Source organism: Nocardioides sp., assembly GCF_029937575.1.
Lineage (GTDB): Bacteria > Actinomycetota > Actinomycetes > Propionibacteriales > Nocardioidaceae > Nocardioides.
The window spans coordinates 1-21933 of sequence record NZ_JAPYPS010000049.1; the positions used below are offsets into that span (position 1 = coordinate 1).

Annotated in this window: 24 protein-coding genes; 21 read left to right on the top strand and 3 right to left on the bottom strand. The window is 71.2% G+C overall.

Annotation, left to right across the window (positions count from 1 at the left end; genetic code table 11):
* Nucleotides 1-131: 131 nt before the first annotated feature.
* On the bottom strand, nucleotides 132-1613 hold the full coding sequence (locus Q1K33_RS14970) for a SulP family inorganic anion transporter (protein WP_300405339.1): 1482 nt from the start codon (nucleotides 1611-1613) through the stop codon (nucleotides 132-134).
* Between the two features lie 231 nt (nucleotides 1614-1844).
* On the opposite strand from Q1K33_RS14970, the gene Q1K33_RS14975 reads away from it, so the two are divergent.
* The 8 genes from Q1K33_RS14975 (at nucleotide 1845) to Q1K33_RS15010 (ending at nucleotide 8292) form a co-directional block, all read left to right on the top strand.
* Nucleotides 1845-2771, top strand: a complete 927-nt coding sequence (locus Q1K33_RS14975) for an ABC transporter ATP-binding protein (protein ID WP_300405393.1) — start codon at nucleotides 1845-1847, stop codon at nucleotides 2769-2771.
* Entirely contained in the window at nucleotides 2771-3580 is an 810-nt protein-coding gene (locus Q1K33_RS14980) for an ABC transporter permease (protein WP_300405341.1), read from the top strand. The genes Q1K33_RS14975 and Q1K33_RS14980 overlap by 1 nt, the downstream gene beginning before the upstream one ends.
* Nucleotides 3577-4389 carry an ABC transporter permease gene (locus Q1K33_RS14985; RefSeq protein WP_300405343.1) on the top strand — a complete coding sequence of 271 codons (813 nt, stop codon included), beginning with the start codon at nucleotides 3577-3579 and terminating at the stop codon, nucleotides 4387-4389. Before Q1K33_RS14980 ends, Q1K33_RS14985 begins: the two co-directional genes overlap by 4 nt.
* A 79-nt stretch (nucleotides 4390-4468) precedes the next feature.
* Nucleotides 4469-5587 (top strand): class I SAM-dependent methyltransferase, encoded by a 1119-nt coding sequence (locus tag Q1K33_RS14990; protein ID WP_300405345.1) that lies wholly within the window; start codon nucleotides 4469-4471, stop codon nucleotides 5585-5587.
* Nucleotides 5588-5597: 10 nt separating this feature from the next.
* Complete coding sequence (locus Q1K33_RS14995) at nucleotides 5598-5792, top strand: DUF3046 domain-containing protein (RefSeq protein ID WP_300405347.1); 195 nt, start codon at nucleotides 5598-5600, stop codon at nucleotides 5790-5792.
* A 37-nt stretch (nucleotides 5793-5829) separates the two neighbouring features.
* Nucleotides 5830-6393 carry a hypothetical protein gene (locus Q1K33_RS15000; protein ID WP_300405349.1) on the top strand — a complete coding sequence of 188 codons (564 nt, stop codon included), beginning with the start codon at nucleotides 5830-5832 and terminating at the stop codon, nucleotides 6391-6393.
* A gap of 1 nt (nucleotide 6394) precedes the next feature.
* Complete coding sequence (locus Q1K33_RS15005) at nucleotides 6395-7219, top strand: S-methyl-5'-thioadenosine phosphorylase (RefSeq protein WP_300405351.1); 825 nt, start codon at nucleotides 6395-6397, stop codon at nucleotides 7217-7219.
* An 11-nt stretch (nucleotides 7220-7230) separates the two neighbouring features.
* Entirely contained in the window at nucleotides 7231-8292 is a 1062-nt protein-coding gene (locus Q1K33_RS15010) for an NAD-dependent epimerase/dehydratase family protein (protein WP_300405353.1), read from the top strand.
* A 10-nt stretch (nucleotides 8293-8302) separates the two neighbouring features.
* Here Q1K33_RS15010 and Q1K33_RS15015 read toward each other — a convergent pair whose 3' ends face one another.
* Nucleotides 8303-9796 carry a hypothetical protein gene (locus Q1K33_RS15015; protein ID WP_300405355.1) on the bottom strand — a complete coding sequence of 498 codons (1494 nt, stop codon included), beginning with the start codon at nucleotides 9794-9796 and terminating at the stop codon, nucleotides 8303-8305.
* 198 nt (nucleotides 9797-9994) lie between these two features.
* On the opposite strand from Q1K33_RS15015, the gene Q1K33_RS15020 reads away from it, so the two are divergent.
* The 13 genes from Q1K33_RS15020 (at nucleotide 9995) to Q1K33_RS15080 (ending at nucleotide 21142) form a co-directional block, all read left to right on the top strand.
* Nucleotides 9995-10651 carry a glycosyltransferase family 2 protein gene (locus Q1K33_RS15020; RefSeq protein WP_300405357.1) on the top strand — a complete coding sequence of 219 codons (657 nt, stop codon included), beginning with the start codon at nucleotides 9995-9997 and terminating at the stop codon, nucleotides 10649-10651.
* Nucleotides 10648-11352 (top strand): DUF2064 domain-containing protein, encoded by a 705-nt coding sequence (locus tag Q1K33_RS15025; RefSeq protein WP_300405358.1) that lies wholly within the window; start codon nucleotides 10648-10650, stop codon nucleotides 11350-11352. Before Q1K33_RS15020 ends, Q1K33_RS15025 begins: the two co-directional genes overlap by 4 nt.
* Complete coding sequence (locus Q1K33_RS15030; RefSeq protein ID WP_300405360.1) at nucleotides 11349-12059, top strand: class I SAM-dependent methyltransferase; 711 nt, start codon at nucleotides 11349-11351, stop codon at nucleotides 12057-12059. The genes Q1K33_RS15025 and Q1K33_RS15030 overlap by 4 nt, the downstream gene beginning before the upstream one ends.
* Nucleotides 12056-13237, top strand: a complete 1182-nt coding sequence (locus tag Q1K33_RS15035) for a molybdopterin-dependent oxidoreductase (protein ID WP_300405362.1) — start codon at nucleotides 12056-12058, stop codon at nucleotides 13235-13237. Before Q1K33_RS15030 ends, Q1K33_RS15035 begins: the two co-directional genes overlap by 4 nt.
* Nucleotides 13237-13701: a hypothetical protein gene (locus Q1K33_RS15040; RefSeq protein WP_300405364.1), complete on the top strand. Its 465-nt coding sequence runs from the start codon at nucleotides 13237-13239 to the stop codon at nucleotides 13699-13701. The genes Q1K33_RS15035 and Q1K33_RS15040 overlap by 1 nt, the downstream gene beginning before the upstream one ends.
* Entirely contained in the window at nucleotides 13701-14408 is a 708-nt protein-coding gene (locus Q1K33_RS15045) for a response regulator transcription factor (protein WP_300405366.1), read from the top strand. The genes Q1K33_RS15040 and Q1K33_RS15045 overlap by 1 nt, the downstream gene beginning before the upstream one ends.
* Before the next feature lie 3 nt (nucleotides 14409-14411).
* Nucleotides 14412-15566: a HAMP domain-containing sensor histidine kinase gene (locus tag Q1K33_RS15050; RefSeq protein ID WP_300405368.1), complete on the top strand. Its 1155-nt coding sequence runs from the start codon at nucleotides 14412-14414 to the stop codon at nucleotides 15564-15566.
* 177 nt (nucleotides 15567-15743) lie between these two features.
* The gene (recA, locus tag Q1K33_RS15055; RefSeq protein WP_300405395.1) at nucleotides 15744-16805 is read left to right on the top strand and encodes a recombinase RecA; all 1062 of its coding nucleotides are present in this window, start codon (nucleotides 15744-15746) and stop codon (nucleotides 16803-16805) included.
* A gap of 71 nt (nucleotides 16806-16876) precedes the next feature.
* Nucleotides 16877-17497: a regulatory protein RecX gene (locus Q1K33_RS15060; RefSeq protein ID WP_300405370.1), complete on the top strand. Its 621-nt coding sequence runs from the start codon at nucleotides 16877-16879 to the stop codon at nucleotides 17495-17497.
* Nucleotides 17498-17542: 45 nt separating this feature from the next.
* A complete protein-coding gene (locus Q1K33_RS15065) occupies nucleotides 17543-18391 on the top strand; it encodes a polyphosphate kinase 2 family protein (protein WP_300405372.1) in 849 nt (282 codons plus the stop codon).
* The gene (locus Q1K33_RS15070) at nucleotides 18391-19188 is read left to right on the top strand and encodes a HipA family kinase (protein ID WP_300405397.1); all 798 of its coding nucleotides are present in this window, start codon (nucleotides 18391-18393) and stop codon (nucleotides 19186-19188) included. Before Q1K33_RS15065 ends, Q1K33_RS15070 begins: the two co-directional genes overlap by 1 nt.
* Complete coding sequence (locus Q1K33_RS15075) at nucleotides 19185-19583, top strand: DUF3037 domain-containing protein (protein ID WP_300405374.1); 399 nt, start codon at nucleotides 19185-19187, stop codon at nucleotides 19581-19583. Before Q1K33_RS15070 ends, Q1K33_RS15075 begins: the two co-directional genes overlap by 4 nt.
* Before the next feature lie 158 nt (nucleotides 19584-19741).
* Nucleotides 19742-21142 (top strand): hypothetical protein, encoded by a 1401-nt coding sequence (locus tag Q1K33_RS15080; RefSeq protein ID WP_300405376.1) that lies wholly within the window; start codon nucleotides 19742-19744, stop codon nucleotides 21140-21142.
* A 7-nt stretch (nucleotides 21143-21149) separates the two neighbouring features.
* On the opposite strand, the gene Q1K33_RS15085 is transcribed toward Q1K33_RS15080, so the two are convergent.
* Nucleotides 21150-21914 (bottom strand): CbiX/SirB N-terminal domain-containing protein, encoded by a 765-nt coding sequence (locus Q1K33_RS15085; RefSeq protein ID WP_300405378.1) that lies wholly within the window; start codon nucleotides 21912-21914, stop codon nucleotides 21150-21152.
* Nucleotides 21915-21933 lie beyond the last annotated feature (19 nt).

Genomic DNA, 21933 nt, shown 5'->3' on the forward strand with positions numbered 1-21933 from the left:
CGAGATCCTTGACGGCGAGACCCGGTCGACTACGCGCGCGGGCGCCACACCCACCACGAAGGAGGGTCGACTACGCGCGCGGGCGCCCCACGGGACCGGAAGCCCAGGGCCACCCGGACAAGCCTCCGACGTCAGTGCGACGACAGCTGGCCGCTCAGCCGGCCGTGCATGGCGGCCGAGGCGGTGTTGAGACCCTGGATGTCCACCACGACCCCGCGCGCGGCGTACTTGGTGCTCACGGCGTCGAGGGCGGCGACGGTCGAGGCGTCCCAGACGTGGGAGTCGGTCAGATCGACCACCACGCGGTCGGGGTCGTCGGCGTAGTCGAACTGCTCGTAGAGATCGTTGCTCGAGGCGAAGAACAGCTCGCCGGTCACCGTGTAGATGGCCGTGGGGCCCTCGCCGGTCTCGACGACGTGGCGCTCGACCTGGGCGAAGTGGGCCACCCGGCGGGCGAAGAGCACCATGGCGGTCAGCACGCCGACGCCGACGCCGATCGCGAGGTTCTCCGTGGCGACGGTGACCGCGACGGTGGCGACCATGACGGTCGTCTCCGACTTCGGCATCCGGCGCAGCGTGGAGGGCTGGATGCTGTGCCAGTCGAAGGTGCCCACGGCGACCATCACCATCACCGCGACCAGGGCGGCCATCGGGATCACCGCGACCAGGTCGCCGAGGCCGACGACCAGGATGAGCAGGAAGACACCGGCGAGGAAGGTCGACAGACGCGTGCGGGCACGCGAGGCCTTCACGTTGATCATCGTCTGGCCGATCATCGCGCAGCCACCCATGCCGCCGAAGAAGCCGGTGACGATGTTGGCGACACCCTGCCCCCACGACTCGCGTGTCTTGTCGGAGCCGGTGTCGGTGATGTCGTCGACGAGCTTGGCCGTCATCAAGGACTCCATCAGGCCGACCAACGCCATGGCGAGCGCGTAGGGCGCAATGATCCTCAGGGTCTCGAAGGTGTAGGGAATGTCGGGAAGACCGAGCGTGGGCAGGCTGTCGGGCAGCTCGCCGCGCTCTCCCACGTCGGGGACGGCGATCGCAAAGGTCAGGGTGATGGTCGTCAGCACCACGATCGCGACCAGCGGGGACGGAACGACGTCGGTGATCTTGGGGAGCAGCACGATGATCGCGATGCCGCCGGCGATCATCGGGTAGACGAGCCACGGGACGTCCACCATCTCGGGCACCTGCGCGGAGAAGATTAGGATCGCGAGCGCATTGACGAAGCCCACCATCACCGAGCGCGGCACGAACCGCATCAGCTTGGCGACGCCGAGCAGCGCCAGGACGACCTGCATGGCTCCACCGAGCACGACCGTGGCGATCAGGTACTCCACGCCGTAGCCGGCGACCAGGGGAGCGATCACCAGCGCGATGGCGCCGGTCGCGGCCGAGATCATCGCCGGTCGGCCGCCGACGATTGAGATCGTCACCGCCATCGTGAACGACGCGAAGAGTCCCAGTCTCGGGTCCACGCCGGCGATGATGGAGAACGAGATCGCCTCCGGGATCAGGGCGAGGGCGACGACGAGTCCGGCCAGGACCTCGGTGCGCAGCCGCAGGGGCGATCGCAGGGCGGAGCGGACGGTCGGGGCGTGGTGCACAGGCGGGTTCCTTCGCGCTCGCGACGAGCATCGGTGGTATCAGCGTGATCGTGGGGCCGCGGCCTCGCGTGAGCCGAGAGACGCCAGGCAGGCAGCCACGCCGATTCTACGGCGCCGGGGGACTCCCTCCCGCATCCTCGACGCCGTACGGCGCGATGCCGGTGGGCCGCCGGCAAAGGCGTCGCGCCGTGCCCACGTACTCCCCTAGAGTCCACGCTCGTGAGTGAGTCGATGATCCGGGCCGTGGGACTGACCAAGTCCTTCGGCGGCTTCGAAGCTGTCAAGGGCATCGACCTCGACGTGCGCCGGGGGGAGGCCTTCGGCTTCCTCGGGCCCAACGGTGCGGGCAAGTCGTCGACCATGCGGATGATCGCGGCCGTCTCACCGGTCTCCGGCGGCGAGCTGAGCATCCTCGGGATGGACCCTGCCGTCGACGGGCCCGCGATTCGGGGGCGGCTCGGCGTCTGCCCGCAGGAGGACACCCTCGACAGCGAGCTCAACGTGCGCGACAACCTCGTCGTCTACGCGCGGTACTTCGGGATCAGTCGCGCCGACTCCCGGGCGCGCGCCGACGAGCTGCTCGAGTTCGTCAACCTGACCGAGAAGGCCAAGGCCCGCGTCGAGGATCTCTCCGGCGGGATGAAGCGGCGGCTCACGATCGCCAGGAGCCTGGTCAGCTCGCCCGAGCTGCTGCTGCTCGACGAGCCGACCACCGGCCTGGACCCCCAGGCGCGACACCTCCTGTGGGACCAGCTCTTCCGGCTCAAGCAGCAGGGCGTCACTCTCGTGATCACCACGCACTACATGGACGAGGCCGAGCAGTTGTGCGACCGGCTCGTGGTGATGGACAAGGGCCTGATCGCCGCCGAGGGCTCGCCGCGCGACCTGATCGGTCGCTACTCCACCCGCGAGGTCGCCGAGGTCCGGTTCGGCGTCACCGGGGACGACAACCCCCACGAGTCCTACGCCGAGCAGCTGGGCGACCTCGGCGAGCGCGTCGAGGTGCTGCCCGACCGGCTCCTGGTCTACGCCGAGGACGGCGACACGGTGCTCGAGGCCGTGCACGCCCGGGGTCTTCGACCCGTGGCCACCCTCGTGCGACGCAGCACCCTGGAGGACGTCTTCCTCCGTCTCACCGGCCGGACGCTGGTCGACTGATGTCCACCCTTGCTCCCACTGGCCGGCTCTCCACCGCTGCCGCGCTGTCGCGACTCCTGCCCTACTGGTTCACCGTGGCGCGGCGCACGTGGCGAGGATCCGTGGTGTCGTCCTTCCTCAACCCGGTCTTCTACGTCGTCGCGATGGGGGTCCTGCTCGGTGGCTTCATCGACGGCGACCCCGAGCGGCTGGACGGCGCCACGTCGTACCTCGCCTTCATCGTGCCGGGCCTGGTGGCCGCCCACGCCATGCAGACCGCCGTCGCCGACACGTCCTGGCCGGTGTTCAGCAACTTCAAGTGGAACAAGGTCTACGACTCGATGGTCGCCACGCCCATCACCGTGCGGCAGGTCGCGATCGCGCACCTGACCTTCGTCGCCCTGCGTGTCGCAGCCACGTGCGCGATCTTCGACCTGGTGATCGCGGCCTTCGGTGTCTTCGAGACCTGGTGGGGCCCGTTCGTGGCCCTGGCCGCCCAGGCGCTGACCGGAGCCGCGTTCGCCACCCTGATGTACGGCTTCGCCTGTCGTATCGACTCCGACGCCGCCTTCGGCGTGGTCTTCCGGATCGGTATCTTCCCGCTGTTCCTCTTCAGCGGCGCGTTCTTCCCCGTCTCCAACCTGGGTGCGGTCGGCGAGAGACTGGCCCAGCTCACCCCGCTGTGGCACGGCGTCAACCTGTCCCGGATGTTCAGCATCGACCGGATCGACTGGAGCCTGGCAACGCTCAACCTCGGGGTGCTCCTCGCGGTCCTGGCGATCGGTTCGTGGTGGGCGGTCACCGGCCTGGAGAAGAGGTTGACGACATGAGCGGTACCTCCGTCACCATGCGCCCGATCCCGCGGGTGCCGCTCACCTCCTGGCAGGCGATGGTGCTGCTGGTCGAGCGCAACGCCATCACCTACCGCACTGCCTGGAAGCTCTTCCTCACCGGGTTCCTCGAGCCCGTGCTCTACCTCCTCTCGATCGGGATCGGCGTCGGTGCTCTCATCGACTCCTTCGAGTTCAACGGCCAGGCGGTCCCGTACGCCGAGTTCGTGGCTCCTGGGATGCTGGCCGCCTCCGCGTTCAACGGGGCCCTGATGGACTCGTGCTTCAACTTCTTCTTCAAGCTCAAGCACGTGCGGCTCTACGACTCGGTGCTCGCCACACCGCTCGGCACCGGCGACATCGCGCGCGGAGAGGTCGTCTGGGGGCAGCTGCGCGGCGGGTCCTACTCGGCGGCCTTCCTCGTGGTCATGCTCGCCCTGGGCTACCTCCATTCCTGGTGGGCCGTCCTCGCGCTGCCTGCCGCTCTGCTCATCGGCTTCGCCTTCAGCTCGGTCGCGATGGCGGCCACCACGTGGTTCACCACCTGGCAGGACTTCGAGAAGGTCACGCTGGTGCAGATGCCGCTCTTCCTGTTCTCCGCCACGTTCTTCCCGATCACCGCCTTCGACGGATGGCTGCGCTGGGTCGTGGAGTGCACCCCGCTCTACCGTGGCGTCGTGCTCTGCCGCGAGCTGACGACCGGGTCGATCACGTGGGCCTCCGGGGTCTCGGTCGTCTACCTGCTGGTGATGGGCGCGATCGGTCTGCTCGTCGTACGGCGTCGGCTCGACACGCTCCTGCTGACCTGAGCGCGACCTGGCCGGAGGGCGACGAAGATCGGCAGGATCTCGCGCGCGCGTCGTCGGTGCGCGCTGTGAGCATGTGGTCATGACGATGAGCGACACCAAGGACTGGACGTGGGTGCTGGAGCGGCCCTGCGGCGACTGCGGCTTCGACGCCGCGATCGGCGACTTCGAAGCCATCGGTGCTGCGATCCGTGCCAACGCGGACGCATGGCAGGTGGCGTTGGCAGGACCTGGGCCGTCACACCGTCGTGACCCGGAGGCGTGGTCGGTGACCGAGTACGCCGCGCACGTGCGCGACGTGCACGCGGTCTTCGCCGAGCGGCTCGCCCTGATGCTGGCGGTCGACCGACCGCAGTTCGCCAACTGGGACCAGGACGCCGCCGCTATCGAGGGCCGCTACGACCTCGCCCGCCCCGAGCACGTCGCCGCGGCGCTTGCCGCCGAGGCCGAGACGGTCGCCTCCGCCTACGACGCGGTCGAACCAGCTGCGTACGACCGGGTCGGCCACCGCAGCAACGGCAGCACGTTCACCGTCGAGACGCTGGCGCGCTATCACCTCCACGACCTGGTCCACCACCTGTGGGACGTGCGCCGCGAGCTCACGGTGGCCGCCTACGACGCAGGGGCCACTGCCTACCGGGCGGCGAGGCCGGTGACGGCGGAGCGGGTGCTCGCCGCACTGGCCGACTTCGCGGAGCGTGTCGGCACCGGTGCTCGCGTCCTGGAGATCGGCAGCGGCTCCGGCCAGGACGCGCTCGCTCTCGAGGAGCACGGCGTCTCGGTCCGCCGCACCGACGTCACCCCCGGCTTCGTCGACCTGCTCCGAGCCGACGGCCACCGCGCCGACGTCCTCGACCCGCTGGTCGACGACCTCGCTGACCCCGAGTCGGCCGGCGCGCCGTACGACGGGGTGTGGGCCAGCGCCTGCCTGCTCCACGTCGCGCGCGCCGACCTGCCCACCGTGCTGCGCCGGCTCGCTGAGGTGACCCGACCCGGAGGCCTGCTGCGGCTGTCGCTGAAGGAGGGCGACGGGGAGGGCTGGTCGACACATGGCAGCATCGAGGCAGCGCGGATGTTCACCTACTGGAGATCGGCCGACCTCGAGGCCGCGCTGATCGCGACAGGGTGGCGCGTTGCCGACAGCGCCCGCGACGCGGGACTACGGGGAGAGACGTGGTTGGGGATCCTGGCCGAGCGATGAGGAGGACGGCGTGCGACACACCGAGTTCTGGGAGCGGATGGAGCACGCCCTCGGGCGTGACTCGATGCGGGTGTGGGCCGAGACCTTCGTGATGTCGGAGCTCGGACGACGTACCGCCCAGGAGGCCCTGGATGCGGGGATCTCTCCCAAGGAGGTCTGGCGAGCGGTCTGGACCGTGCTCGAGCTCCCCGACAAGGAGCGGTAGCGCTCTCGCTCGGCGCTGCCTTCACTACGCTGGTGGCATGACCCGACCCACCAGCCCGTCGGTGCTGGCCTACGCGTCGTGCCTGGTCCTGTCGGGCACGGCCGTCCTGGTCTCGGGCTGCAGTGCCGACGGCCAGGCGCCTGCGCGGTCACTGGTGGCCACGGCCTCGCCCGTCGAAGCGCCGCCGACCGCGGACCGGACGGACGGCGAACCGCTGGTCGCCGAGAAGGCCGTCACCGCCACCACACGGGCGGGCTCGCCGAGACGCAAGGCGTTCCTGCGCGCGGGCAACCGGATCTGCGGCACGGGCAGTGCGGCTCTCGCTGCGATCGGGGACCAGGTGCCGGCGGGCGACGAGGCCGCCATGGTGGCGGCCGTGGCCGACGAGGTGGTGCCCAACATCCGCGCGCAGGTCGCCCAGCTGCGAGCTCTCGGCTACCCGGCGGGTGACGCCCGGCTGCTCTCGGGCATCCTCGACGACACCGACGACGTCCTCGACGCGTGGCAGGCCGACCCCGTGGCGGCCTTCTACGACACGCGGATGGACGACGTCAACGACCGGCTCAACGACTACGGACTGACCAGGTGCGGAGATTCCTGACATGACCCAGACCCCCAGCCCTGCGGGACCGATCGCCGACATCGCCGTGATCGGCGGCACCGGCTTCTACAGCTTTCTGGACGACCCCACCGAGCACGCCGTCACCACGCCGTACGGCGACCCGTCGGCGCCGGTGGCCGTCGGCACGGTGGCGGGGCGCAAGGTCGCCTTCCTCCCGCGCCACGGCGCCCACCACGACTTCCCGCCGCACGGCATCCCCTACCGGGCCAACCTCTGGGCGCTGCGCTCCCTCGGCGTGCGTCAGATCCTCGCGCCCTGCGCCGTCGGGGGACTGAGCGAGGCCGTGGCGCCCGGCGACGTGGTGGTGCCCGACCAGCTGGTCGACCGCACGCACCGACGGGTCGGCTCGTTCGTCGAGCGCGGCGCCTGCCACCTCCCGTTCGCCGACCCCTACTGCGCCACGCTCGGCGGTGCCGTGACGGCGGCCGACCCCACGATCAAGCCCGGCGGCACCATGGTCGTCATCGAGGGTCCGCGCTTCTCCACACGTGCGGAGTCGCGCGCCTACGCCGCCGACGGGTGGAGCCTGATCAACATGACCGGCAGCCCGGAAGCAGCGCTGGCCAGGGAGATGCGGCAGTGCTACACCGCCATCGCGCTGGTCACCGACATGGACGCGGGCGCCGAGTCCGGCGACGGCGTCGGCCAGGAGGAGGTCTTCGCGCTCTTCAAGGCCAACCTCGAGCGGCTGACCGGGGTGCTCACCGACACGATCGCCGCCCTGGGCGACCTGCCCGACCCGGCGACGTGCTCGTGCTCGACCTGGGCCGAGGGCGTCGAGATCACCTACGACATCCCCGGCTGATCGGCCGACTCGTGAAGATCCTGCTCACCGGCTCGGCCGGCTTCATCGGGACCGCCATCGCCGAGGCCCTGGAGGCCGACGGCGACGAGGTCGTCCGCGTCGACCTGATGCTGCCGCAGGCCCACGGCGAGAGCGCGCCCCCTGGCGGCACCCACCAGATCGACGTGCGCGACGCCGCGACCGACCCCACCGGTGCCTGGTCCGGCCTGCTCGAGGGCGTGGACGCGGTGTGCCACCAGGCCGCCGTGGTCGGGGCCGGCGTCACGGTCGCCGACCTGCCGGCGTACGCCTCGCACAACGACCTCGGCACCGCCGCTCTCCTGGCGGCGATGCACGACGCTGACGTGCACCGGCTCGTGGTCGCCTCGTCGATGGTCGTCTACGGCGAGGGCCGCTACACGTGCGAGACGCACGGTGACCAGGTGCCGCCGCCGCGGGCCGTGGCCGCCCTGGACGCGGGCGACTTCGAGAACCACTGCCCGCACTGCGACGCCACCCTCGGGTGGTCGCTGGTCGACGAGAGCGCGCGGCTCGACCCGCGCAGCTCGTACGCCGCCAGCAAGCTCGCCCAGGAGCACTACACGTCGGCGTGGGTGCGCCAGGCCGACGCCTCGGCGATCGCGCTGCGCTACCACAACGTCTACGGTCCCGGGATGCCCCGCGACACGCCGTACTCGGGAGTCGCGGCGATGTTCCGCAGCTCGCTGGAGCGCGGCGAGGCGCCGCGGGTCTACGAGGACGGCGCCCAGATGCGCGACTTCGTCCACGTCGCCGACGTGGCGCGTGCCAACGTGCTCGCCCTGCGGTCTGTGGTGGGTGAGCAGCGGGGCCGCTTCGCGGCGTACAACGTCGCCTCGGGGCACCCGGTCTCCATCCTCGACGTGGCCGAGCGGGTCGCGCAGGGCACGGACGCCCAGGACCTGGCCCCGGACGTCACCGGTGGCTACCGGCTCGGCGACGTGCGACACATCGTCGCCTCGCCCGAGCGCGCGGCCACCGACCTCGGCTTCCGTGCCGAGATCCTGCCCGAGGTCGGACTGCCGGCGTTCGCGACGGTGCCCCTGCGGGCCTGAGGCTCGCCGGCTACCAGGAGTGGTAGACGAGGTGCTCGAGCAGCAGCGCCGAGACGATGGGTACGGCGAGCCCGACGCGCCGCCAGCGCTCGGGCAGCAGGGCGATCGAGAGCACGACCCACGGGATGAACGGCAACCAGATCCGCTCGACCTCCGCCCGGCTCATCTGGGAGGACGTGGCGAGCAGGATCATCAGGGCGCCGGCCGAGGCGAGGATCAGAAGCGTCCGGTCGGAGCGTGCCTCCACCGAGCCACCGGGCTCCGTGGACGACGATGCCGACGTGGCCGCCCCGGCCTTCGCCGCCCGCCGCTCCTGCACGAGACGCCAGCCCAGGACGGCGACCCCGGCGCCGACGAGCAACCCGCCGGAGTAGAGGACGAGGGCGAGGTCGGCCCAGGTCCAGTAGAGCCCGGGACGTCGGGAGGCGAGTCCGTCCCAGTAGCGGTCGGTGAGGACCGGGTAGGCCTCCCACCAGCGGAAGCCGAACGGGACGAACGCCAGCACCGGCACGAGGGCGAAGACGAACGCGATGGGCAGCGGCCGCCACGACCGGGCTGCGAGGAGGACCGCCAGCGCCAGCACGCTGAGCAACGGCAGCCCGTAGGAGAGCATCATGCACCAGCCGAGCAGCAGCCCGGCGAGCACGCCGAAGCCGAGCAGGCGACCGCGCGTCGCCGCCACGGCGGCCGTGGCCAGGGCGGCCATGCCCCAGGCGGCGGTCGTGGCGAAGACGGCGTCGGCGGAGACGGCCATCCAGATCGCGGCCGGGATGAAGACCAGGAACGGCGCTACCCGGCGAGCGGCCGGCTCCGCGCCCAGGGTGCGCAGCGTCACGAGCATCGCGACCGCCAGGGAGGCGGCGACGAGGATCACGATCGAGCCGGCGACAAAGCCGTTGCCCAGGCCCAGGCGGGCGAGCACGACGAACATCAGCGTGGCACCCGGAGGGTGGCCGGCGACGTGGGTGACCCAGTTGTCGGACTCCCCGGCCGCGTCGACGGAGTCGATCGGGATGCGCGAGACGAACTCGCTGAGGAAGGCCGGGACGTCGGTGATGCCGCGCGCGGTGTCGAGGTACTCGTAGGAGTGCTCGAGCTTGTCGCCGACGCCGCCCCATCCCGAGACCAGCGCCAACGAGAACAGCCACACCAGGCTGGCGCCGTACGACGCCAGCAGCAGGCGGCGCCACGGGAGCCGGGCGGCGAGGTCGACGGCGTAGCGGTAGCCGAGGACGCCGAGCAGGAACGCGGGGATGGTGCCGATCCCGAACAGCTTCGGCTCCCAGATGGAGTGGATCGGCGTCAGCGACCCGGGGGTGCCGTCGGGGTCGGACCGGGCGTAGACCTGCCACCCGACGAGGTCGGGGCCGAAGGTGGCGACGAGCACCAGGGCCACGGCTGCCCAGAACCCGATCCACGGGACCCGTGAGGGGATCTCGGTGCGGGAGGACGAGGCACCTGGGGTCCCGGCGGGATCGGCGTCGCGGGCGGCAGCGGTCGACATGGGCCACAGCCTAGAGAACGAGTGTGCGACACCCTGTGAGTTGACTGAGCGACTGTGAGTTCGCTGAGTCTCGGCGCCGCGCGTCGCGGCAGATTCTCAGCAACAACCCAGAAACCCCAGGTCAGGCCGGGTCACGTCACACCTTCGTAAGCCCACGGGTGATGCTCGGAGGTGGTCTGGACGTCTAGGTTGAGGTGCGTGCCGCACTGCGACCTCATCCTCCCGTGCCGCGACGAGGGCCCTGCCCTGGTCGCGTTGCTGCCCCGCGTGCCCGAGGTCTTCCACGTGATCGTCGTCGACAACGGCTCGACCGACGACACCGCAGACGTCGCCCGCCGCCTGGGTGCCGACGTCGTCACCGAGTCCGTGCCGGGCTACGGATCGGCCGTGCACGCCGGCGTGCTGGCGGCGACCCACCCCTACGTCGCGTTCATGGACGGGGACGGCTCCTTCGACCCCGACGAGCTCCTCAGCCTGCTCGCCGACGTGGAGTCGGGCGCTGCCGACCTCGCCGTCGGTCGCCGTCGTCCCGTGAGCCGACGGGTCTGGCCCTGGCACGCGCGCGCGGGCAACGCGGTGATCGTGGCGTGGCTGCGGCGTCGCATCGACCTCGACGCCCACGACATCGCACCCATGCGTGTGTGCCGACGTGAGGCGCTGCTCGACCTCGACGTGCAGGACCGGCGCTTCGGCTACCCGGTGGAGCTGCTGCAGAAGGCCACCTTGGCCGGCTGGCGCTTCCGCGAGCACGACGTGACGTACCACCCCCGCGCCGAGGGCACCCGTTCGAAGGTGTCCGGCTCGGTGAAGGGGACGGCCAGGACGGCTCGGGACTTCTGGAAGGTGTTGGCGTGACGTCGGAGGTGACCACGAGAGCAGGCGCCGGTGCGCTGCGGGTGCTCGTGATGGCGAAGGCCCCGGTGCCCGGGGTCAGCAAGACGCGGCTCGCCGCGACCATCGGGGACGACGCGGCGGCCGAGGTCGCCGCCGCGGCACTGATCGACACCCTCGCTGCAGCGGCCGAGGCGGTCGGCTCGGCGGCCTGTGTCCTGGCCCTGGCCGGAGACCTCGACGACGGCGCCGCCACGGCCGAGCTGCGCGCTGCCCTGACGGGCTGGACGGTCCTGCCTCAGCGCGGTGACGGCTTCGACGAGCGGCTCGCCAACGCCCACCACGACGCCGGCGACGGACCGGTGCTCCAGGTCGGCATGGACACCCCGCAGATGACGGCGGCGCACCTGCACGCGGCCGGCAGCGTGCTGGAGACGCACGACACCGTGCTCGGCGCCGCCGAGGACGGTGGCTGGTGGGTTCTCGGACGACGAGTCGCCGCTGCCGCCGAGGCGCTGCGTGGGGTCGAGATGTCCACCTCGACGACGTACGACGACACCCGCGAGGCGCTGCTGGGCCGCGGGCTGTCGGTGGCACCCACGGCGGTGCTCAACGACGTCGACGAGTACGCCGACGCCGTCGCCGTCGCGCAGCAGGCACCACACACGCGGTTCGCACGGACGTGGGCAGCTGCCGCGTCCCTCGCAGCAGGAGCAGGACGATGACCACTGACGAGACCCTCACTCCCGGCCCGATCACCGGTGAGAACCCGCTGCCCGGCCTGGCCGACGGCGTGGTCCACGAAGTGCCGTTCTCGACGATCTTCGCCCGGGCCCTGCAGGGCGAGCCCTGCGCCGTCGTCGGCCTCGACGACGAGCCGCAGGTGCTGCCGATGTCCGAGTGGACCCGCGAGGCCGACCACGACGACCACGCACTGCTCGACCTGTGCGAGGGCGCCACCCTCGACGTCGGCTGCGGGCCGGGTCGGCTCACCGCGGCCCTGGCACGGCGAGGCGAGGTGGCGCTCGGGATCGACGTGGTGGCCGAGGCGGTCGGACAGACCCGCGAGCGAGGCGGCAGCGCGCTGCACCGCGACGTCTACGACACCGTTCCGGGGGAGGGACGCTGGCACACCGCGCTGCTGGCCGACGGCAACGTCGGCATCGGCGGTGACCCCGTCGCACTGCTGCGCCGGGTGCGCGAGGTGATCGATCCGCGCGGGCGCATCGTGGTGGAGGTGGCGCCCAGCGGCGTGCCGTCCAAGACCGTGTGGGCCACGCTGGAGTCCCGGGGCGCCCGCAGCCGACCGTTCCGCTGGTCGGTGGTCGGCCTCGACGACATCGACGACATCGTCCAGCGGTCAGGCCTGACCGTGAGCGCCCGGCGGCACCTCGGCCTACGACCTGCCGTCGTCCTGGAGGAGCCGACATGACCTCGAAGCGCTCGTCGCTCGTCGTACCGGTCCCGTCCGAGGGCGACTTCACCAGTCGTCTCCGCTCCCCGGCCGTGGCGGCCAGGGTGGGGCTGTGGCTGGGGATCTCCTTCGGGATCTGCTTCCTCACCGGACTGATCAGCCACTACGCGCAGAACGGCAACCAGCCGATCCCGTTCCCGGCCACACCGTTCTGGGGCTACCGGGTCACCCAGGGGCTGCACGTGATCAGCGGTACGGCGGCGATCCCGCTGCTGCTGGTCAAGCTGTGGGCGGTCTACCCGAAGCTCTTCCAGTCGATGCCGTGGGGCGACGTACGCGCGATGGCGGTGACCGGGCTGGAGCGCATCTCGATCGCCGTCCTGGTCGCGGGTGGCGTCTTCATGCTGCTGACCGGCCTGCTCAACACCGCCCAGTGGTACCCGTGGAGCTTCTCGTTCCGGCCGACGCACTATGCGGTGGCCTGGGTGACGATCGGCGCGCTGGTCGTGCACATCGCCGTCAAGCTGCCGATCATCCGTGATGCCCTGACCGGAGACGTCGAGGACACGACCCACGACCGGCCCTCCGCCGTCGAGACCGGGGCCCTGAGCCGGCGTGGGCTGCTCCGCACGACGTGGGCCGCGACCGGGATCGCCGTCCTGGCCACCGCGGGCAGCACGGTCCCCTTCCTGCGCAACATCTCGGTCCTCGCCGTACGCACCGGCGACGGCCCGCAAGGGGTCCCCATCAACAGGTCGGCCCGAGCCGCCCAGGTCACGATGGAGGAGGGTGGCGCCGGCTGGACCCTCGACGTGGTCAACGGTGAGGGCGTCGCGACGAGCTGGTCGCGCGGCGACCTCGAGCAGCTCACGCAACGCACCGAGACGTTGCCGATCGCCTGCGTCGAGGGCTGGAGTGCCAGCGCGGAGTGGACCGGCGTACGGCTGCGCGACCTGCTGGACGCGGCGGGCGTGCCGACCGGCACCGACCTGCGGATGGTCTCGCTGCAGAAGCGCTACGCCTTCGGCGTGACCGAGCTGCAGGGCAACTTCGCCGACGCCGACAAGACGCTGATCGCCCTCAAGCTCAACGGCGAGGACCTCTCGCTCGACCACGGCTACCCGGCCCGGCTGATCGCGCCCAACCGGCCCGGCGTCCTGCAGACAAAGTGGCTGACCAGCGTGGAGGTGATCTGATGGCCGGGGTCTCCCTGACCCGCAGCGCCCTCGGGGTGCTGGGCTTCCTCGTCGGTGTGTACGGCGCCTACCTGCTGCTGAGTCGCCAGGACTTCGACCAGCTGCTCAGCGCCGCCATCTGGCTCGCCGGGGGAGTCGTGGTCCACGACGGCCTGATCGCGCTCGCCGCGCTGGGCCTCGCGGCCATCGGGGCCCGGCTCCTGCCCTCGGTTGCGCGGACCCCGGCGGCCGCGGGGTTCGTGGTGTTGGGATCGATCACGATCCTGGCGATCCCGATGCTCGGCAGGTTCGGCGCCAAGGACGACAACGCGACGCTGCTCGACCGCAACTACGGCCTCGGCTGGCTGGGGATCGTGGTCCTGGTCGTCGCGGCCGTGCTCGTGGCCTCCCTGCTGCGTGCCCGCACCAGCGGCGAGACCGGGGCGCCGGACACACGCACGGACCTGGAGGGCGACCCGAGCTGATGGCTCGCGTGCTGGTCGTCGACGACGACACCACCGTGCGTGAGGTGGTGGTGTCCTACCTGCGTGCGGCTGGCCACGACGTCGACGAGGCAGGCGACGGAGAGACGGCCCTGACCACCATGCGGGCCCGGGCGGCCGACCTGGTCGTGCTGGACCTGATGATGCCGGGCATCGACGGGCTCGAGGTCTGCCGTCGCCTGCGGGCCACCAGCGACGTGCCCGTCATCATGCTGACGGCGCTCGGCACCGAGCAGGACCGCGTGGCCGGCCTGGAGATCGGCGCGGACGACTACGTGACCAAGCCGTTCAGCCCCCGTGAGCTGGTGCTGCGCGTGGAGTCGATCCTGCGCCGCGCCCCGGGCGGGCCTCCCGGCCTGCCGCCGGTCGTCGAGGACGGGGACCTCGTGGTCGACCACGCCCGGCGCGAGGCCCGGATGGGCGGCACGGCCCTGGCCCTGACGGCCCGTGAGTTCGACCTCCTCCACTTCCTGGTTGCCCACCCCGGCATCGCCTACTCCCGCGACGACCTCCTCCAGCAGGTCTGGGGCTGGTCCATCGGGGACCAGTCGACGGTCACCGTGCACGTGCGGCGGCTGCGGGAGAAGGTGGAGGCCGATCCGACCACGCCCACCCGTCTGGTCACCGTGTGGGGAGTGGGCTACCGCTGGGAGCCGTCCCTCGTCGCGGCCGGGCACGAGGAGGGCTGAGCGATGTATGCCGAGCTGCTGATCTACGCCGGGCTGGCCGCCTCGGGCGTGGGGCTCGTCGGGTTGGGGGCGGGCTACCTCCTGCGACACCGCTCCATCCGCTGGCAGCTGGGCCTCGTCGCGGTCGTCGCCGTGCTCTCCGTGCTTGCCGGGGTGATGGCCCTGGCCAACCGGATGCTGATCTCCGACCGCGACCTCAACGCGATCACGCTCGTCGTCGGCGTCTCCGCCATCGCAGCGACGATCGTGGCCGGTGCCCTGGGCGCGGCGCTGGTGCGCTGGTCCGAGGCGCTGCAGGCGGGGGTGCGCAGCCTGGGCCGTGGAAGCACGTACGTCGCCCCGATGCGCGGACCGCGTGAGTTCCAGGCGCTCGCCTCCGAGCTGGAGGCGACCCAGGCCCGACTCGACGAGTCGCGCGAGCGGGAGCGCCGTCTCGAGGAGGCGCGGCGTGAGTTGGTCTCCTGGGTCTCCCACGACCTGCGCACGCCGCTGGCCGGCATGCGCGCGATGACCGAGGCGCTGGAGGACGGCATCGCGCCCGACCCGGCGCGCTACCGCCTCCAGATCCGCGCCGACGTGGACCGCATGACCCGCATGGTCGACGACCTCTTCGAGCTCTCCCGCATCCACGCGGGCGTGCTCGAGCTGGCCTCCGAGCTCCTGCCGCTGGGCGACCTCGTCAGCGAGGCCCTCGCCAGCGCCGAGCCGGTCGCCCGCGCGCGCGGCGTACGACTCGGGGGGACGGTGGCTCCCGGCGTGCAGGTGCTCGCCGACCCGGGCGGGCTCTCGCGTGTCCTGGCCAACCTGTTGAGCAACGCCGTGCGGCACACGCCCTCCGGCGGGGCCGTGGAGATCGTCGGTCGGTCGGTGCCCGACGGAGGTGTGGAGCTGACCGTCACCGACGGCTGCGGGGGCATCTCGGAGGAGGACATCGAGCGGGTCTTCGACCTGGCCTGGACCGGGGCTCCGGCGCGGACGCCCGGCCTGTCAGGCCCGGCCACCGCGCACGGCAGCCAGGCCGGCCTCGGGCTGGCGATCGTCAAGGGCATCGTCGAGGCTCACGGTGGTGAGGTCAGCGTCGGCAACGTCGACGCCGGCGGCGCCGGGTGCCGATTCGTGGTGCGCCTGCCGCAGGCGGGCGTGCCTGTCCTGCACTGAGCGCGACACGCGCGTGTCGCGCTCGGATCGAACACGTGTTCGGGCTACGTTGTGTCCACAGGTACGACGCGGGGCGAGGTTGTCCACAGCTGGTGACCGTGCTGATCAGGCACTGTCGGTGGCTCGCTCTAGCGTCGCCGACGTACCTGGCCCACGACGACAAGCAAAGGAACCGACATCATGGCTGGTGGAGACCGCGACAAGGCCCTGGACGCCGCACTGCTCAACATCGAGAAGCAGTTCGGCAAGGGGTCGGTGATGCGTCTGGGCGATGAGACCCGGGCGCCGCTGGAGATCATCCCGACGGGCTCGATCGCCCTCGACGTCGCGCTCGGCCTCGGTGGCCTGCCGCGCGGACGCGTCGTGGAGATCTACGGCCCGGAGTCCTCCGGAAAGACGACCGTGGCCCTGCACTCGGTGGCCAACGCCCAGGCCCGCGGCGGCATCGTGGCGTTCATCGACGCCGAGCACGCACTCGACCCCGACTACGCCAAGGCGCTCGGTGTCGACACCGACGCGCTGCTCGTCTCCCAGCCCGACTCCGGTGAGCAGGCCCTGGAGATCGCCGACATGCTGATCCGCTCCGGTGCGCTCGACCTGATCGTCATCGACTCCGTCGCAGCCCTGGTGCCCCGCGCCGAGATCGAGGGCGAGATGGGCGACAGCCACGTGGGTCTGCAGGCCCGGCTGATGAGCCAGGCGCTGCGCAAGATGACCGGCGCGCTCAACAACTCCAACACCACGATGATCTTCATCAACCAGCTGCGCGAGAAGATCGGCGTGATGTTCGGCTCGCCGGAGACCACCACCGGTGGTCGGGCGCTGAAGTTCTACTCCTCGGTGCGCCTGGACGTCCGCCGGATCGAGACCCTCAAGGACGGCACCGACATGGTCGGCAACCGGACCCGGGTCAAGGTCGTCAAGAACAAGGTCGCCCCGCCGTTCAAGCAGGCCGAGTTCGACATCATGTACGGCAAGGGCATCAGCCGTGAGGGCGGCCTCATCGACGTCGGGGTGGAGGCCGGGCTGGTCCGCAAGGCCGGTGCTTGGTACACCTACGAGGGCGACCAGCTCGGGCAGGGCAAGGAGAACGCCCGCACCTTCTTGAAGGACAACCCCGACCTGGCCAACGAGCTGGAGAAGAAGATCCTCGAGACCCTCGGCGTGATCCCCGGCGAGAAGGCGCCCGACGACCTCTCAGAGCTGTCCGACAAGCCGATCGGCATCGATGACTTCTAGCACGATCGCGCCAGCGGGCGTGCTGATGGTGGTCGAGGATCGGCGTCGGCCACCGGGCAGGAGGGAACATCATGGGAGACCCGAGCTGGAGGGGTGACGTCCACGACGGGGTCGACGCCTGGACCCGTACGGAGCCTCCAGCTCCGCGGACCGACCGACGGGCCTCCCCGCCGCCGGACCCGGAGGCGGGCGGCCCGGAGGCCGATCCGGAGTCGGTGGCCCGCAAGATCCTGCTCGACGCCCTGACCGGTCAAGCTCGCAGCCGCAAGGAGCTGGCCGACAGGCTCGCCAAGAGGCTCGTTCCCGACGAGATCGCCACGCGTCTGCTCGACCGCTTCGAGGAGGTCGGTCTCGTCGACGACGAGGCCTTCGCTCGGCTGTGGGTCTCCCATCGTCAGCCGGGCAAGGGCTTGGCGCGGCGGGCGTTGGCCCAGGAGCTGCGCCGCAAGGGCGTCGACGACGAGACGGCACGTGAGGTTCTCGACGAGGTCGACCCGGCCGACGAGGAGCACGCGGCACGCACCCTGGTGCGCAAGAAGCTGCGTTCCTTGAGTCGGGTCGACGACGTGAAGGCCACGCGGCGGCTGGTCGGGATGCTCGCGCGCAAGGGCTACGGGTCGGCGATGGCCTACGCCGTCGTGCGCAGCGAGCTCGAGGCTGCCGACCGGTCAGCTCCCGACGCGGAGGAGTGAGCCGTCGCGGGCGGCCGAGTCGCCCGAGGTGGCTAGGGTTCGGCCATGACGACGATCGCTGACGCGCTGCGCCTCGCGGCCGGCCCTGTCGACCTGACCGCGCTGGCCACCGATGCGGCGCCCGGCTACGACGGGGACAAGTCTGACGGCGAGCAGGCTCTCCTCGGGATGGGGGACGAGCTGGCCGACCTCCAGGAGCGGCTCTTCGCCGAGGGCCGTGCGGGCGGCAACCGCAGCGTCCTGCTGGTGCTCCAGGGCATGGACACCTCGGGCAAGGGCGGCACCCTGCGCCATACTGTCGGACTGATCGACCCGCAGGGTGTGCAGATCACCTCCTTCAAGAAGCCGACCCCCATCGAGCTGGAGCACGACTTCCTGTGGCGCGTCGAGCGGGCCCTGCCCGCCGCCGGCGACGTCGGGGTCTTCGACCGCTCTCACTACGAGGACGTCCTGATCGCTCGCGTGCGGGAGCTGGCGCCTCCTGAGGAGATCGAGCGCCGCTACACCGCGATCAACGACTTCGAGGCCGACCTGGTGGCCGCGGGGACGGTGGTGGTCAAGTGCATGCTGCACGTCTCGGCCGAGGAGCAGAAGGAGCGCCTGGTCGCTCGCCTCGACGACCCCTCGAAGCACTGGAAGTTCAACCCGGGCGACATCGACGAGCGCTCCCGGTGGCCTGCCTACCGCCAGGCCTACGAGATCGCCCTCGAGCGCACCAACACCGAGATCGCCCCCTGGTACGTCGTACCGGCCGACAAGAAGTGGTACCGCAACCTCGCGGTGGGCTCGTTGCTGCTGGACACGCTGCGGGGGATGGCCCCGCGTTGGCCAGGTGCCGACTTCGACGTCGAAGAGCAGCGCCGCCGACTGGCCGACGAGGCGCCGCTCAGGTGATGCCCCTCGCCGACGGCGACTCCGGGTCCCTTCCGGGCGTGGTCGTCACCCGCTACCTGACTCCGCTGCGCGAAGGCGGAAGCCTGCCCGGGCTCGTTGAGGGTGACGACCTCGGCACCTACGTCTGCAAGTTCCGCGGTGCCGGACAAGGCCCGCGGGTGCTGGCCGCCGAGATCATCGTGGGGGAGCTGGCTCGCCGGATCGGCCTGGACACCCCGCGGCAGGTCGTCCTCGACCTGAGTCCGGAGATCGCGCGCTACGAGGCGGACGAGGAGGTCCAGGACCTCCTCACGGCCAGCGTGGGGTTGAACCTCGGCAGCGACTTCCTGCCCGGCTCCTTCGGCTTCGACGGTCATCAGGAGTCCGGGTCCGAGGTGGTGTCCACGATCGTGTGGCTGGACGCCTTCTGCGCCAACGTCGACCGCTCGTGGCGCAACCCCAACCTGCTGTGGTGGGGCGACGCGCTGTGGGTCATCGACCACGGCGCATCGCTGTACTTCCACCACGGCTGGTCAGGTGGCCTGACCGACCCGGAGCGCTTCGCCTCCCAGCCCTGGGACTTCTCCGACCACGTGCTCCTGGACCAGGCCGACTCCCTCGGGAGGGTCGACGAGGCACTCAGCGCGCTCGTCACTCCCCAGCTGCTGGCGAGCGTCGTGGACCTCGTTCCCGACGTGTGGCTCGAGCCGGTGCCCGGCGCGGAGTCACCGGCGGCGGTGCGAGCTGCCTACGTCGCCTTCCTCACCGCTCGGCTGCAGACGCGACAGTGGCTGCCGGGTGGGGGCGGTCGCAGATGAGCGGCACCGGCGACACCGAGCAGCACGCCTACCAGTACGTCGCGCTGCGCTGCGTGCCGCGCGCGGACCGCGAGGAGTTCGTCAACGTGGGTGTGGTCCTCTACTGCCACGCGACCGACTACCTCCAGTGCGCCTGGCGCGTCGACCCGGCGCGTCTGGGTGCGCTGGACGCCTTGGTCGACCCCGACCAGCTGCGGGCTGCCTTGACGTTCGTGGACGCCGTGTGCGACGGAGCCGTTGCGGCCGGGCGGGCAGGCGAGGCAACGATGAGCCAGCGCTTCGGCTTCCTCAAGGCCCCGCGCAGCACCGTCCTGCAACCCGGTCCGGTGCACGGCGGGCTGTCCGCAGACCCCGCCCGTCAGCTCGAGCACCTGCTCCACCATCTCGTGGGCTGAGCCGCGTCGCGAGGGGTTCCTGGTTGGACGTCGCTCAGGTGGGGTAGGACCCGCGCGTGAGTCTCCCCCCGCCACCGGGCCCACCTCCCAGCTGGACGCCCGTTCCTCCGCCCGTTCCTGGTCCGCGCCCTCGGTCCGGCGCGCGCAGAGTGACCGGGGTGGTTCTCGGCGTCGTCGCCGCGCTCGCCCTGCTGGCGGCCGGTGTCGTGGTCGTCGTGACGACCACAGGCACGGATGACGTCGCGCCGGCCGAGGGTGGCCTCGAGAGCCCCGGCTCGACCGACGGCGCCGGCGCGGACACGGCGCCGGCATATCCGGCATTTCGAGACTGGCTGGAGCCAGAGCAGGAGCTCGTGCTGGGCGACCAGCGGTACGTCAGCGCCTGCCAGGCGCTCTCCCTCGACGACGTGCGTGAGCTCTACGGCGAGCCGGCCACGGGCACCCTGATCTCCGAGAGCTTCCTCGACCGCTCGTTCGGTGTCGACGAGTACCGCAGCGACGACGCGATCACGAACTGCTGGTACCGCGACATCGTCAAGCTGGACGCGGAGCAGCCCGCCGACGGGTCGACCTTGGGCGAGTTCGGCCTGAGCGCCGTGCTGCAGAGCTATCGCGACGACGAGCAGCCCGGGAAGGTCCGGCTCTACCGCAAGGCGGCCACGGCCGACGGTGACCCTGAGCTGGTGGCCTTCGTGGATGGCCTGGCACAGGTCGCCAAGGCTCGCGTGCGCTACAGCAGGACCTATCGGGACAAGGAGCTGCGCGGGCTGCCGGACCTCGAAGAGGTCGTGCAACCGATCGGGTCCGAGGCCTACGCCTTCCGGTTCTTCGTCGACGACGTCATCTACGACCTGGTCGACCAGTCGGGTGCGGACGCCGCAGACCTGCGTCAAGAGTTGGACGGCTCGATCGCGCGCAGGCTGCGCACGGCCATGGCCGCGATCGCGCGCATCCGCGAGCGCGTCGCCGACCCCGAGCTGAGCCAGTCCCCGGCACCGACGGTCGCCCGGCCTTCCGACACCGTCGGGAGGACTCGGATCCTCGAGCCGTGCGCGGTGCTGTCCCGCAAGGTCTTCCGGCAGATCACGGGGCTGCAGGACAACCAGGTCGTCGAGCGGGTGAACATCCCCCTCATCCCACCCGGCTCCGCGATCGAGCCGGAGCAGGGCGACGAGAACTCGTGTCGGCGCCACCACATCCGCGACAAGACGTACGGCGACTTCACGACCAGCATCAGTCTCGAGATCGGCTACTGGGGCTCCGCGAAGAAGGCGGCGCGAGCCCTGCGCCAGGGAGGCTTCGACGGCAGGCGGCTCGACACCGACGCCGACCTCTTCCTGGTGGGCGACGACGGACCCTTCGGGGAGCTCGGCATCGTCCTGCACACCGCTCTGGTGGGCCCCTACTGGCTCTCCATCGACTACTCGACGTTGGACCGGTCGGGTGCGTTCTCCGACGGGACCTCCGCCTACGCCTCCGACCGGGAGTACGCCGCGGCGGTCAACCGGATCGTGCGATCACTGGAGCGCAACGTCGCCGTGGCCGAGAGGAACGACTGACGCTGACCTACACGGGCACGAGCTCGACGGCGCCCACGGCGTAGCGAGCCAGCACGACCCGGGCGACCTCGGGGTGGGCGCCGAGCGGCTCCGAGACCGCCACCGCGCCGGCCTCGAGGGCCATCTCGGTGGAGCGGTCGGTGAGCACGCCGGGGCTGATGAAGAGCGAGGCCACGGCGATGTGGCGCCGTCCCTCGCCGCGGAAGGCGCGAACGGCCTCACCGGTCGCGGGCGGCGCACTGGCGGCGTACGCCGCGCTTACGGGCAGCTTGTGGTGGGTGCCCCACAGACGGGCGAGCCGGGCGACCGACTGGTTGGCCAGCGCGTCGGTCGATCCGGCAGCGGCCAGCACCAGCGCATCGAGCTCGCGCACCCGCGAGGAGCGCAGGGCCTCACGGAGCCGCTCGTCGAGGACCTCCAGGAAGCAGGCCTCCAGGCCCAGCAGGGCGCTGCGGCGCAGCTGCAGCCCGGGGTGACGGGCACCGGCCTCGGCGAGCGCCGCGGTGATCGCCTGCTCCTCGATCTCCACCTCGGAGAGGGCGAGCGGCACGATCACGATCTCCTCGTGGCCGGCCTTGACGAGACGGTCGATGACGGCCTGGAGGGCCGGCTTGGCGCAGCGGGCGGGGAGATCCGGGTCCTCGAGGAAGGCCCGCTCGACACGGAGGTCGGGCCGTTGTGCCTTGACCTCGCTGACGAGGTCCGTGACGGTCGACGCCGTACGGGGGTCACGGCTCGCGTGAGCCAGGGCAACCAGTGCGGGAGCAGCCATCAGAGCTGCCTCCTCTCGT